11 protein-coding genes and 2 riboswitches are annotated in these 12,574 nt (G+C 71.2%); of the genes, 4 read left to right on the forward strand and 7 right to left on the reverse strand.

Going from position 1 to position 12,574, the window contains the following annotated elements:
• Positions 1–29: 29 nt before the first annotated feature.
• Positions 30–479: a DUF6326 family protein gene (locus VV01_RS03200; protein WP_050671692.1), complete on the forward strand. Its 450-nt coding sequence runs from the start codon at positions 30–32 to the stop codon at positions 477–479.
• Positions 480–553: 74 nt separating this feature from the next.
• Here the strand turns inward: VV01_RS03200 and VV01_RS03205 are convergent, their stop codons facing one another.
• The 4 genes from VV01_RS03205 to VV01_RS03220 form a co-directional block, all read right to left on the reverse strand.
• Entirely contained in the window at positions 554–1,408 is an 855-nt protein-coding gene (locus VV01_RS03205; protein WP_050668623.1) for a hypothetical protein, read from the reverse strand.
• Positions 1,409–1,483: 75 nt separating this feature from the next.
• Positions 1,484–2,251 carry a precorrin-6A synthase (deacetylating) gene (cobF, locus tag VV01_RS03210; protein WP_050668624.1) on the reverse strand — a complete coding sequence of 256 codons (768 nt, stop codon included), beginning with the start codon at positions 2,249–2,251 and terminating at the stop codon, positions 1,484–1,486.
• On the reverse strand, positions 2,248–5,856 hold the full coding sequence (gene cobN, locus VV01_RS03215; RefSeq protein ID WP_050668625.1) for a cobaltochelatase subunit CobN: 3,609 nt from the start codon (positions 5,854–5,856) through the stop codon (positions 2,248–2,250). Before cobN ends, cobF begins: the two co-directional genes overlap by 4 nt.
• A 37-nt stretch (positions 5,857–5,893) precedes the next feature.
• Positions 5,894–6,014, reverse strand: a riboswitch (cobalamin riboswitch).
• Between the two features lie 18 nt (positions 6,015–6,032).
• Positions 6,033–6,674 carry a LysE family translocator gene (locus VV01_RS03220; protein WP_050668626.1) on the reverse strand — a complete coding sequence of 214 codons (642 nt, stop codon included), beginning with the start codon at positions 6,672–6,674 and terminating at the stop codon, positions 6,033–6,035.
• Between the two features lie 52 nt (positions 6,675–6,726).
• On the opposite strand from VV01_RS03220, the gene VV01_RS03225 reads away from it, so the two are divergent.
• Genes VV01_RS03225 through VV01_RS03235 form a run of 3 tightly spaced genes read left to right on the forward strand, consistent with a single transcriptional unit; the run spans position 6,727 to position 9,779 of the window.
• On the forward strand, positions 6,727–7,572 hold the full coding sequence (locus VV01_RS03225; protein ID WP_197274981.1) for a precorrin-3B synthase: 846 nt from the start codon (positions 6,727–6,729) through the stop codon (positions 7,570–7,572).
• On the forward strand, positions 7,573–8,235 hold the full coding sequence (locus VV01_RS03230; RefSeq protein WP_050668628.1) for a precorrin-8X methylmutase: 663 nt from the start codon (positions 7,573–7,575) through the stop codon (positions 8,233–8,235).
• Positions 8,232–9,779, forward strand: a complete 1,548-nt coding sequence (locus VV01_RS03235) for a precorrin-2 C(20)-methyltransferase (RefSeq protein ID WP_050668629.1) — start codon at positions 8,232–8,234, stop codon at positions 9,777–9,779. The genes VV01_RS03230 and VV01_RS03235 overlap by 4 nt, the downstream gene beginning before the upstream one ends.
• On the opposite strand, the gene VV01_RS03240 is transcribed toward VV01_RS03235, so the two are convergent.
• Genes VV01_RS03240 through cbiE form a run of 3 tightly spaced genes read right to left on the reverse strand, consistent with a single transcriptional unit; the run spans position 9,700 to position 12,332 of the window.
• A complete protein-coding gene (locus VV01_RS03240) occupies positions 9,700–10,380 on the reverse strand; it encodes a Pr6Pr family membrane protein (protein WP_050668630.1) in 681 nt (226 codons plus the stop codon). The genes VV01_RS03235 and VV01_RS03240 overlap by 80 nt on opposite strands.
• Before the next feature lie 9 nt (positions 10,381–10,389).
• Positions 10,390–11,139, reverse strand: coding sequence for a precorrin-4 C(11)-methyltransferase (gene cobM / locus VV01_RS03245; RefSeq protein ID WP_050671693.1), 750 nt, complete (start codon positions 11,137–11,139; stop codon positions 10,390–10,392).
• Complete coding sequence (gene cbiE / locus VV01_RS03250) at positions 11,136–12,332, reverse strand: precorrin-6y C5,15-methyltransferase (decarboxylating) subunit CbiE (RefSeq protein WP_050668631.1); 1,197 nt, start codon at positions 12,330–12,332, stop codon at positions 11,136–11,138. Before cbiE ends, cobM begins: the two co-directional genes overlap by 4 nt.
• 35 nt (positions 12,333–12,367) lie before the next feature.
• Positions 12,368–12,543, forward strand: a riboswitch (cobalamin riboswitch).
• The last annotated feature ends 31 nt before the right edge of the window (positions 12,544–12,574 follow it).

The following is a 12,574-nucleotide window of genomic DNA, read 5'->3' on the forward strand; positions in this document are numbered from 1 at the left end:
CGATCCTAAACGACCCTCAGGAGCCCGCGATGCGACCACGTCGACCCACCACCGCTCTCGATGAGCAACCCGTCCCGGTGAGAGCCAAGCTCGCCGCTGCGTGGACCGCTTTCATGCTCCTGTACGCGTATGTGGACATCCTCAACTTCTTCACCCCCGGCGTGGTCGAGGACATCCTCGACGGCACGGTCTTCGAGTTCGACCTCTCCCAGGCCTTCTCGGTCACGGCGCTGACCCTGATGGCCGCCCCGATCCTGATGATCGTGCTGGTGATGACGCTGCCCGCGAGGGTGAACCGGCCGGCCAATCTCGTAGTGGCAGCGGCGTACGTCCCCGTCACGGCCTTCAACCTGGCGGGTGAGTCGTGGCTGTACTTCTACGGACTCGGCGTCGTGCTCGAGCTGGTCGTTCTCGCCCTGATCCTGCGGTACGCCTGGACCTGGCCACGGACCACGCAGGTCGCCTCCTCGGTGTGCTGAGCCGACCACCACCGACACGGCCCCGAGTCCATGAGGACTCGGGGCCGTGTCGCGTGCCCTGGGAGGAGGTCAGGTCACGAGCCGACGTAGCACTTGGTGGCGTGGAAGCTCGGCGGGGCGTCGAACAGGGTGACCTTGAACGGCGTCCAGGTCGGCGCGTTGATCCGGTCGACGGCGCTGTTGCCGGCGACCACGGTGCCCGCGCCGTCGCTGCAGATCGCGTTCAGGGTGGTGACCGAGCCCTTGCCGTCGGTCTTGTAGCGGCCGGACACCGTGGCGGTCTTCATGGTGGAGTCGTAGCCCGGGGTGATCTGGTCGATCGACGTCACGGTCGCGTAGCTGTTGGCGTCGTTCTCGGTGATGCGCAGGCGCACCTTGGCGACCTTGCCCTCGCTCGGGGGCGGCAGCTGGCCGGTGGCGCGGGTGATCTTCAGCTCATGGGCCGTGCCGCCGACCGCCATGTTGTCCTTGACGGTCTTGAGCTCCTTGCCGGACGCGTCGAGCAGGACGTACTCCAGCTTGACCAGGCCGCGCGCGCTCGAGTTCACGTCGAGGACGGCGTAGAACGTGCCGTACTGCCCCTGAGCCTTGGAGTAGCCGCCGAGCTTCTTGATCGTGATGTCCGTGACCGGGCCGGCCGGGATGGCCGAGGCCTCGGCGTCCAGGCCGCTCTTGTCGCTGGCGTCCTCACGAGAGGAGCGCGGGGCCGCGGTCGCTGAGCCACCGTCCGTGGTCGACTCGGGCGAGGCGGCCGGCGAGCTGGTCTCGGGGGAGGTGGGCTGCTCAGTGCTGGGCGCCTGCGTCGCCGAGGACGTCGCGGTCGGGTCGGCAGCGGGAGGTGCGTCCATCTCCTCGTTGCACGCCGTCATGCTGAGCGCGGCGGCCAGGGCGATGGCGGGCAGGGCGATGGCACGTCGGTGGGTACGCATGGTGGTGATCCTTCGTGGTGAGTGTGGTGATTCGCAATCGCACACTCCGACGGGAGGCGCGCCCGGATCGGTTCCCTACTGCAAATATCGACGCAGGAGGTAGACGTCCATGACCCAGCCGGCGGCCCGGCGTACGACGTCTCGCTCGGCCTCGACGGCGGGCGCGAGCTCGCGCAGGTCGCCGTGCAGGAGCGACTCGTGCTCGGTGCCGAGATTGGCGCCCCACCAGATGCGCCAGTCACCCTCGAGCTCGCCGGCGTCGAGGGAGCGGTTGAGCATGACAACGATGTTGTCGGCGCCGTGTGCGACCTCGTCGGCGAGGCGTCGTCCCGTGGTGACCGTGATCGAGGCGCCGATCTCGTTGAGCACCAACCGATGTCGAGCGGCGAGCAGCTGGACCGCGCTGATGCCGGGCAGCACCTCGACGTCGAGCGTGAGGCCGGTCGCGGCGACACGGTCGAGGATGCGCAGGGTCGAGTCGTAGAACGCCGGGTCGCCCCAGACGAGGAAGCCGACGCGCCGATCGCCATACGGCTCAAGGGCTTTCGCGTACGCCGCCGCGCGGGCAGCGTGCCAGACCTCGACCGCGTCCTCGTACGACGCCTGGTCGCCGACGTGGTCGGCGCGCCGCTCGCGAGGCGGGTCGTGCACGACCACGGTCTCGACACCAGGAGCGTGCTCGGCGAGCATCCGTTCGCGCACGTGCACGAGCGGGTCGTCACCCCTGCGCTTGTCGGTGAGCACGATCGCGTCGAGCCTGCGGATCGCTGAGATCGCCTGCAGCGTCAGGTGATCCGGGCTGCCGCAGCCGATGCCGATGACGCTGACGTGCACCGTGCTCATCGTTGGTCACGGTCTTCGAGGTCGCCCTCGAGCTCGAGGTAGACCTGCTGCAGAGCCTCCAGCGTGCCCGGCTCGGGCTCGGCCCACATCTGTCGCTCGTGGGCCTCGTGCAGGCGCTCGACGATGCCGCGCAGCGCCCACGGGTTGGCCTCACGCATGAACTGCTGATTGGTCTCGTCGAGGGCATACGTCTGGGCGAGGGTCTCGTACATGTGGTCGGTGACGACACCCGTGGTGGCGTCGTAGCCGAACAGGTAGTCGACCGTCGCTGCGAGCTCGAACGCCCCCTTGTAGCCGTGCCGCTGCATCGCGGAGATCCAGCGCGGGTTGACCACACGAGAGCGGAAGACGCGCGAGGTCTCCTGGTCGAGCGATCGCGTACGGACCACGTCGGGCGAGGTCGAGTCGCCGATGTACGCGGCGGGCTCGGCGCCCGTCAGCGCGCGCACCGTCGCGACCATGCCGCCGTGGTACTGGAAGTAGTCGTCGGAATCGGCGATGTCGTGCTCGCGGGTGTCGGTGTTCTTGGCGGCCACGGCGATGCGCTTGTACGAGGTGCGCATGTCGTCCTGAGCCGGTACGCCGTCGAGGCCGCGGCCGTAGGCGTAGCCGCCCCAGGTGGTGTAGACCTCGGCGAGGTCCTTGTCGTCCCGCCACGACCCGGCCTCGATCAGGGGCAGGATGCCCGCGCCGTACGCACCGGGCTTGGAGCCGAAAATCCTTGTGGTCGAACGCCGTTCGTCGCCGTGCTCGGCGAGGTCGGCCTGGGCGTGGGCTCGCACGAAGTTCTGGTCGAGCGGCTCATCGAGGGCCGCGACGAGCTGCACGGCGTCGTCGAGCATCGCGACGACGTGGGGGAAGGCGTCACGGAAGAAGCCCGAGATGCGTACGGTCACGTCGATGCGCGGCCGGCCGAGCTCGTCGAGCGGGACGACCTGGAGGTCGGTGACGCGGCGCGACTCCTCGTTCCAGACGGGCCGAACTCCCATGAGCGCCAGCACTTCTGCGATGTCGTCACCAGAGGTGCGCATGGCCGAGGTGCCCCAGACGGACAGCCCGACCGAGCGCGGGTAGTCGCCCGTGTCAGCGACATAACGCTCGATCAACGAAGAGGCGAGCTGCTGGCCGGTCTCGAACGCGAGCCGGCTCGGCACGGCCTTGGGGTCGACGGTGTAGAAGTTGCGACCGGTCGGCAGCACGTTGACCAGGCCGCGTAGGGGAGAGCCGGACGGACCGGCCGGGATGTAGCCGCCGTCGAGAGCGTGCAGGACGTTGGTCAGCTCGTCGGTCGTGCGGGCGAGCCGCGGGACGACCTCGGTGGCTGCGAACTCCAGCACCCGGCGTACGTCGGGATCTGCGGAGGGTGCGTGCTCGGCGACGACCGTCGCCGCTGCCGAGGGCGACCAGTCGGCGTCCTCCATCGCCTGCACGAGCGTGCGCGCGTGCTGCTCGACCGCGTCGACCGTGCGTGCGTCGGCGCCGCCTTCCTTGAGCCCCAACGCAGTTCGCAGACCGGGCAGGGCACCTGCCTGGCCGGACCACACCTGCGAGGCGCGCAGGATCGACAGCACCAAGTTCACCCGCGCCTCACCCGTGGGCGACTGCCCGAGGACGTGCAGGCCGTCGCGGATCTGGGCGTCCTTGACCTCGCACAGCCACCCGTCGACGTGCAGCAGGAAGTCGTCGAACTCCGCATCGTGGGGTCGGTCGTCGAGACCGAGGTCGTGGTCCATCTTGGCCGCCTGGATGAGCGTCCAGATCTGCGCGCGGATCGCGGGCAGCTTGGCGGGGTCCATCGCGGCGATGTTGGCGTGCTCGTCGAGCAGCTGCTCCAGGCGGGCGATGTCGCCGTACGACTCGGCCCTCGCCATCGGGGGGATGAGGTGGTCGACGATGGTGGCGTGCGCGCGGCGCTTGGCCTGCGCGCCCTCACCGGGGTCGTTGATCAGGAACGGGTAGATCAGCGGCATCGAGCCGATTGCGGCGTCGGTCGCGCACGAGGCGGACAGCGCGGCGTTCTTGCCGGGCAGCCACTCCATCGAGCCGTGCTTGCCGAGGTGAACGACCGCGTGAGCGCCGAAATCCCTTTCGAGCCAACGGTATGCGGCGAGGTAGTGGTGCGACGGCGGCATGTCGGGGTCGTGATAGATCGCGACGGGGTTCTCGCCGAAGCCGCGGGGCGGCTGGATCATGATGACGACGTTGCCGGCCTGGAGCGTGGCCAGGACGATCTCGCCGGCGTCGTTGACGAACAGCTCGCCGGGTGCCTCGCCCCACGTCTCGCGCATCGCGTCGGTGAGGTCGGTGGGCAGGTCGGCGGTCCACGCGCGGTAGGCGTCGGCGCTGATGCGCACGGTGCTCTCGGTGAGCTGCGCCTGGGTGAGCCACTCCTCGTCCTGGCCGCCCGCGTCGATCATCGCGTGGATGAGCGCGTTGCCGGCCTCGGTGTCGTCGTCGAGCTCGAGGCCCGGGATGTCGCCGGGCGACCCGAGGTCGTACCCCGCCTCGCGCATCGCACGCAGCAGCCGGATCGTGGTGACGGGGGTGTCGAGGCCGACGGCGTTGCCGATGCGGCTGTGCTTGGTCGGGTAGGCCGACAGCATCAGCGCGACCTTGCGGTCGGCCGGAGCGACGTGGCGCAGGCGCGCGTGCCAGACCGCGATCCCCGCGAGACGGCGGCAGCGCTCGGGGTCGGTGACGTAGCCGGGCAGGCCGTCCTCGTCGATCTCCTTGAACGAGAACGGCACCGTGATGATGCGGCCGTCGAACTCGGGGATCGCGACCTGGTTGGCGGAGTCGAGGGGCGAGACGCCGTCGTCGGAGCCGGCCCAGTCCTCGCGCGACCAGGTGAGGCACAGCCCTTGCAGGATCGGGATGTCGAGCGCGGCCATCGCGGTGACGTCCCAGGCCTCGTCGTCCTCGCCGGCGCTCACGGTCGCGGGCTTGCTGCCACCGGCCGCGAGCACCGTGACGATCAGGGCGTCGAGCGTGCCGAACGCCTCGATGAGGTCATCGGGGGCGCTGCGCAGCGATGACGAGAAGATCGGCAGCCCGACGGCCTCGCCCGTGGCGTCGATCGAGTCGGCCAGGTCGTGGACGAACTGGGCGTTGCCGCTGCTCTCGTGAGCCCGGTAGAAGAGGATGCCGATGCGCGGCAGGTCGCGGTCGGCGGTCGGCCGGTCGAGCCAGCCCCAGGTCGGCATCGCCGCGGGGGGCTCGAAGCCCTCACCGGTGATCAGCACCGTGTCGGACAGGAACGCGTGCAGCTGCGCGAGGTTGGCCGGACCGCCGTGCGCGAGGTAGGTGTGCGCCTGCGCTGCGATGCCCACCGGCACCGTCGACAGCGCCATCAGCTCGGCGTCGGGCAGCTGTTCGCCACCCAGCACGACGGTCGGCGTGCCGGAGGCGGTGATCGCATCGAGGCCGTCCTGCCAGGTCCGGGCTGTGCCGAGGATGCGGACGAGCACCAGGTCGACGTCGGCGAGACGGTCGGGGAGAGTCTCCACCGGCGTACGGGACGGGTTGCCGAGGTCGTACGCCGCACCGCTCGCGCGCGCGGACAGCAGGTCGGTGTCGGACGTGGACAGCAGCAGGATGCGAGTCATCGCCGGTGAGCTCCTTCGCGGGGTTCGCGCCCCGTAGTGATGGGAGGCCCTCGCGGCCAGTGTCTGGCTGGTCGGCGCTGGTGAGCGCCGGCATCACAGTGGCGGAACCGCCCCGGAGTCGCACCGGGTTCCTGAAGTCCGCGAGGACGTGCGCGCTCAGGCTACCCCGCGGCCGGTCAGGCCTTGGCGGGTGACTGGCTGAGCGCGAGGTGCACGGCGAACCCACCGAGCACGGTGCCCGACACCCAGCGCTGGACCTGCATCGCCCGCGGTCGCCGCTTCAACCAGCCGGACAGGCGGGCGGCACCGAGAACGATCAGGCCGTTGACCGTCAGGGCGATGGCGATCTGGACGAGCCCGAGCTGCAGCAGCTGTCCCCACGCAGGGCCGGCGCTGCGGTCGACGAACTGCGGGAGCAGCGCGGCGTACATCAGCGCGATCTTGGGGTTGAGCAGGTTGGTGAACCAGCCCATCGCGAACAGCCGGGCGCGGCTGTGGCGCTCGACCGCCTGCACCTCGAACGCCGACCGGCCGCCCGGCCGCAGCATCGTCCACGCGAGATACGCGAGGTAGCAGGCACCCGCGACCTTGACCACGTCGTACGCCAGCGGGACGTGCAGGAACAGGGCCGACAGACCGGCGACGGTGGCCGCGAGGTAGCACCCGAAGCCGGCCGCGACGCCACCGAGCGAGACCAGTCCGGCGCCGCGGCCCTGGCTGATCGTGCGGGAGACCAGGTAGATCATGTTGGGCCCGGGCGTCAGGACCATGCCGAGAGCGATGAGTGCGACACCGGCGCAGGCAGCGAGCGAGACCATGCGACCCATCATCGCCGATGGCGCCGACAGATCTCGTGCGAGCATGTGCGCCGTGACGCGCACCCGCTCCGACCGCTGCCCCGGGATCACCCGGCCCTGGCGAGCCGACGACGGCGACCTGCTGCGCGTACGCCTGCCCGGTGGTCGCGTGAGCGCCGCGGCACTCGCGGCGCTCGCCGATGTGGCCGACCAGCTCGGGGACGGCGACCTGCACCTCACGTCACGGGCCAACGTGCAGATCCGCGGCGTGACCGGCGCATCCGCCGCCGCCGACCGACTGGCCGCGGCGGGGCTGCTCCCGCGACGCTCCCACGACCTCGTCCGCAACATCGTCTGTACGCCGCTCACCGGGCTCACGGGTGGTCGCGCCGATCTGCGCCCGGTGCTCGCCGACCTCGACGCAGCCCTGCTGGCGGACGACACGCTCGCCGCGCTGCCCGGCAAGTTCCTGCTCCTGCTCGACGACGGCCGCGGTGACGTCGCCGGCTCGTCGTACGACGTCGGCGCGATCGCGCTCGACGCGAGCCGGGCGCTCCTCCTGGTCGACGGAGCGGCGCACCGCGAGGTGCCGCTCGCCGACGTCGTGCCCGCGCTGCTCGACCTCGCGCACCGCTTCCTCGCCGTGCGCGGTGACGGGCCGACGGCCGCGTGGCACGTCCGTGAGCTGGCGACCGAGCTCGTACCCGTGACGCCGTGGACACCGCCTTCGGGAGAGCGACCTGCGTACGGTGCGATCCGCCAGGACAACGGCCGTTGGTCTGCGCACCATGCCGCGCCCGACGGTGTGATCAAGAGTGAGATCGCGCGCGAGATTGCTTCTGCTGCAACCGAACTCGTCGTCACGCCCTGGCGAGGCGTCATCGCCGTCAACCTGCCCGACCGCCCGAAGGATGCCTGAGTGAAGCCGCCTACCCGCCGCTACGAGTACGAGACCGACGGGGCTGCGATCTATCGCCAGTCGTTCGCGACGATCCGCGCGGAGTCCGACAGCTCGCACCTGCCGGCAGACGCCGAGAAGGTCGCCGTGCGCATGGTCCACGCATGCGGCCAGACCGACCTCACGCACGACCTGCGGATCACCGACGACTTCATGACCGCGACACGGGCGGCGTTGCAGGCCGGCGCCCCGATCCTGACCGACGCGCACATGGTGGCCTCCGGCGTCACGCGTCCCCGGCTGCCGCGCGACAACGACGTGCTCTGCCTGCTGCGAGACGAGCGAGTTTCGTTGCTGGCCAAGGAGTTCGGGACGACACGGTCGGCGGCGGCCGTGTCGCTGTGGGGTGACCGGCTCGACGGCGCGGTGGTCGCCATCGGCAACGCGCCGACCGCGCTGTTCCACCTGCTCGAGCTCATGGCTGACGGCGGTCCGCGCCCGGCGGCGGTGGTCGGCGTACCTGTCGGGTTCATCGGTGCGGCCGAGTCCAAGGACGCGTTGGCGGCGTACGAGCCGCGCGTGCCGCACCTCGTCGTCCGCGGTCGGCGCGGCGGGTCGGCCATGGCCGTCGCCGCGCTCAACGCTCTCGCCCAGGACGACGAGATCGGGGCGAGCGTCCGATGAGTGAGGGTGGAGTGCTGTACGGCGTCGGCGTCGGTCCAGGAGACCCGGAGCTGTTGACGCTCAAGGCTGCTCGGCTGATCGACGCGGCCGACGTGGTCGCCTACCACTCCGGTCGGCCGGGCTCGTCCAACGCGCGGGCGATCGTCGCCGACCTGCTCGACGGGCAGGTCGAGGAAGAGCTCGTCTACCCGGTCACGACCGGCACCACCGATCACCCGGGTGGCTACGCCGGCGCGATGGAGGACTTCTACGCCGACTCGGCCGCCCGTCTCATCGCTCACCTCGACGCGGGCCGCGACGTCGTGCTGCTCTCCGAGGGCGACCCGCTGTTCTACGGGTCGTTCATGTACATGCACGACCGCATCAGCCTCCACCACCGGGTCGAGATCGTCCCCGGCGTCACGTCGATGGCCGGTGCCACCGCGACCGCCGCGCTGCCGCTGATGCGTCAGACCGACGTCCTCACCGTGCTGCCCGGCACGCTGCCCGAGGCCGAGCTCGCGCGCCGGCTCGCCGACACCGAGGCGGCGGTCATCATGAAGCTCGGCCGCACCTTCCCGGCCGTACGCCGCGCCCTGGAGTCAGCGGGCAGGCTGGAGCACGCCGTCTATGTCGAGCGCGCGACGACCGGTCGTGAGCGGCGCCTGCCGGTGGCCGACGTCGACCCGGCGACAGTGCCGTACTTCTCGATCATCCTGGTCGACGGCGACAGCGCACCGTCGCGCGCCCGCCACGCCGAGTCAGCACCGAAACCCCTGCAGCACAACGAGATCCGCGCCGAGCTGCTCGTCGTCGGTCTCGGTCCCGGACCGGACCGGTGGATTACCCCCGAGGTGACCGAGGCGCTCGCCGACGTCGAGCACGTCATCGGCTACGCGCCCTACGTCAACCGCGTGCCACAGCGGCCCGGTCTCCGGCGCCACGCCAGCGGCAACACCGTCGAGGTCGACCGTGCCCGGCACGCACTCGACCTCGCGCTCGCCGGCGAACGCGTCGCCGTCGTCTCCGGCGGGGACGCCGGGGTCTTCGGGATGGCCGCGGCGGTGTTCGAGGCCCAGGCGAGCGACCCGGCGTACGACGAAGTGCACGTCCGCGTGCTGCCCGGGGTGTCCGCAGTGCAGGCTGTCGCGGCCCGTGCGGGAGCGCCGGTGGGAGCCGACTTCGCGGTGCTGAGCCTGTCCGACCGGCTCAAGCCTTGGACGGTGGTCGAGCAGCGGCTCGCCGCGATCGCGGCGGCCGATCTGGTGCTCGCGATCTACAACCCGCGCTCGCGGGCCCGTCCGACGCAGATGGCCGACGCGCAGCGAGTTCTGCTGCAGCACAAGGACGCTCGTACGGTCGTGGTGGTCGGGCGCGACATCGGGCGGGCCGAGGAGTCGCTGACGGTCACGACCCTCGGCGAGCTCGACCCGGAGACGATCGACATGAAGTGCCTGGTCGTCGTCGGGGCGTCGAGCACGCGGGTCACGAGCGCAGGTCAGGTGTGGAGTCCGCGCTTCGTCGGCCACGACGGTCGATCACGGCCAGGCCGGCCGCGAGACTGAGCAGCAGCGCCCCGACGCCGGCGATGTTGAGCAGAACGCGCGGATAGCCGTGCACCCCGACGTCGACGAACGGGTAGGGGTACCAGTCGGTGACGGCGCCGAGCAGGATGACGACGAGCAGTCCCCACGCGAGCGGCCAGACCAGGCTCAGCGCGACCGTGCGGCGGTCGATGCGCGGGCGAGGACCGAAGGCCGCCCACCCGACGACCGCGAGCAGCGGGACCACCACGTGCAGCAGCTTGTCCGCGACGTAGGGGCCGCCGGTCAGGTGCAGGAGAGGGCGAAGGAAGAACCAGTGGATCAGCCCGGTGCCAGTGATGCCGATCAGGGCGTCGAGCCGCACGACCCGCCACCGCGGGCCGTCGTACGACGGGCGACGCACCAGAGGGAGGACCGACGCCAGCACGAGCAGGTTGCTCTGGATCGTGAAGTAGGAGACGAACCGCAGCAGCCGGGTCGGGAGCCCCGGTGGCTCCGCGGTGGTCAGCACCTGGGCGCCCTGCACGACGAGGACGAGCTGCAGGATCAGGGCACCCGCACACACGACCGCCGTCAGGGCGTGCCACCAGCGGGCGGGCCGGCTGTCTGCGACGTCTCGCACGGCCGCAGCCTAGCCGCGACGGCGCTCGCGGGCGGGGTCGTACAGGAAGGAGCCGCGGGGCGCCTGGGCGTCGAGTGAGCGACCGACGATGATGACGGCTGCCTGCGTCAGCTCGGCCTGCTCGACCTGGTCGGCGATGTCGCTCAGCGTGCCCGCGAGGACGATCTGCTCAGGCTGTGACGCGCGGTAGACCACCGCGACCGGGCAGTCAGAGCCGTAGTGCTCCACCAGCTCGCCGGTCAGTCGACGGGTGTGGCGGATCGCCAGGTGGAGCACCAATGTCGCTCTGCTCGCAGCGAATCGGGCGAGGCTCTCGGTGTCGGGCATTGCGGTCGAGCGGGCCTGCGTGCGCGTGAGCACGACCGACTGCGCGACCTCGGGCACCGTCAGCTCGGCGCCGAGGAGGGCGGCAGCGGCGGCGTACGCCGGCACGCCCGGGGTGACGTCCCACGGCACGTCGGCCGCATCGAGGCGGGCCTTCTGCTCGGTGAGCGCGGAGTAGACCGACGGGTCGCCCGAGCAGAGCCGTACGACGTCGTCACCGCGCTCGTGCGCGTCGACGAGGTGCGCGGTGATCTGGTCGAGGTCGAGGTGCTGGGTGTCGATGAGGCGCGCGTCGGCGGACGCGTGTGAGAGAACCTCCGCGTCGAGGTAGGTGCCCGCGTAGAGCACGGTGTCCGCAGACTCCAGCAGGCGGATCGCGCGCAGCGTCAGCAGGTCTGCCGCTCCCGGACCGGCCCCGACGAAGTGGACCGTCATCGGACGAGGCTCCACTGGGTGACGGGTCGCGCGGGGCGCCAGCCGCTCATGGTGCCGAGCGGCTCGGCCGTCTCGACCGTGATGCGGGTGAGCTGACCGCCGTGCTCGCGCTGCGCGGCGACGAGCAGCGCCTCGGTCTCGATGGTGACCGCGTGCGCGACCAGCCGTCCGCCCGGTCGAAGGGCAGCGAGGCAGGTGTCGATGACTCCGGGGCGGCTGGCGCCACCACCGATGAACACTGCATCGGGCGCGTCGAGGCCGGTGAGCGCCTCGGGGGCCGAGCCGCACACGACCTCGAGCTCGGACAGGCCGAAACGGTCGGCATTGCGCGAGACCCGTTGTGCGCGTTCGGAATTCGCCTCGATGGCGATCGCACCACAGCTCAGGTGCGAACGCATCCACTCGACGGAGACCGAACCCGCGCCGGCGCCGACGTCCCACAGCAGGTGTCCCGGTCGTGGTTCGAGACGAGAGAGGGCGCTCGCGCGCAGGTCGCGCTTGGTCAGCTGCCCGTCGTGCTCGAACGCGTCGTCCGGCAGACCCGCGACCAGGCCGTACGACGGTGCGTCGGTCGGGCAGACCACGCAGACGAGGTTGAGCCGGTCGACCTCGGCCGACCAGGTGGCTGCAGTGCCGCGCGAGCGCCACTCGTCGACCGCGCCGAGGCGTGACCAGGCGACCATCTCGGCGGCACCCATGCCGTGCTCGTCGAGCAGCTTGGCGACCTCGGCGGGCGTGGTCTCGTCGGAGGACAGCACGATCAGCCGTCGGCCGGGCGACAGGTGTCGGGCCAGCCGCGACGTCGGCCGCCCGACCAGTGACACCACCGTGGTGGTCTCGTGCGACCACCCCATCCGCGCGTGGGCGAGGCTCGCCGACGAGACGGCCGGGACGACGTCGACCCGCTCCGGGCCCATCACGTCGATCAAGGTCGTCCCGACGCCGGACAGCAGCGGGTCGCCGGACGCGAGGGCGACCAGGCGCCGGCCGTCGTACAGCGCGAGCAGCGGCTCGAGGCCGTCACGCAGGGGAGAGGGCCACGAGCGGCGTACCTGACCTGCGACCTCGGGCACGAGGTCGAGGTGGCGCGGTCCGCCGACGAGCACCTCGGCGCCCTGGATGATGTCCTGGTGGGTGCGCGGGAGCCCGGCCCACCCCTCGGCGCCGATCCCGACCACAGTCACGGTGTTCACAGCCGCTGACCCTAGAGGCTCGGGTGGGTTAGGGTGCGGACCGGCAGATGTGAGGTGCACGGGAAGCCGGTGAGACTCCGGCACAGGACCCGCTGCGGTGACCGAGGATGCCGACGACGCGTGGCGCGAGAGCGCCGGCCACTGGGACGACCCGGGAAGGCGCGCCGCCGGGCTCGGAAGTCCGAAGACCGGCCTCGCAGCAGCGCGATCGTGCCGCGTGGTCCCGGCACGCCGGCGGGAGC

Origin of the sequence: Luteipulveratus halotolerans (assembly GCF_001247745.1) — a bacterium.
Taxonomy (GTDB): Bacteria; Actinomycetota; Actinomycetes; order Actinomycetales; family Dermatophilaceae; genus Luteipulveratus; species Luteipulveratus halotolerans.

What these genes read in the sequence shown, in the direction of transcription:
- cobN (WP_050668625.1), bottom strand. Translation starts at nt 5,856, where the DNA reads ATGACTCGCATCCTGCTGCTGTCCACGTCCGACACCGACCTGCTGTCC.
- cobM (WP_050671693.1), bottom strand. Translation starts at nt 11,139, where the DNA reads ATGACGGTCCACTTCGTCGGGGCCGGTCCGGGAGCGGCAGACCTGCTG.
- VV01_RS03235 (WP_050668629.1), top strand. Translation starts at nt 8,232, where the DNA reads ATGAGTGAGGGTGGAGTGCTGTACGGCGTCGGCGTCGGTCCAGGAGAC.
- cobF (WP_050668624.1), bottom strand. Translation starts at nt 2,251, where the DNA reads ATGAGCACGGTGCACGTCAGCGTCATCGGCATCGGCTGCGGCAGCCCG.
- VV01_RS03205 (WP_050668623.1), bottom strand. Translation starts at nt 1,408, where the DNA reads ATGCGTACCCACCGACGTGCCATCGCCCTGCCCGCCATCGCCCTGGCC.
- VV01_RS03220 (WP_050668626.1), bottom strand. Translation starts at nt 6,674, where the DNA reads ATGGTCTCGCTCGCTGCCTGCGCCGGTGTCGCACTCATCGCTCTCGGC.
- VV01_RS03200 (WP_050671692.1), top strand. Translation starts at nt 30, where the DNA reads ATGCGACCACGTCGACCCACCACCGCTCTCGATGAGCAACCCGTCCCG.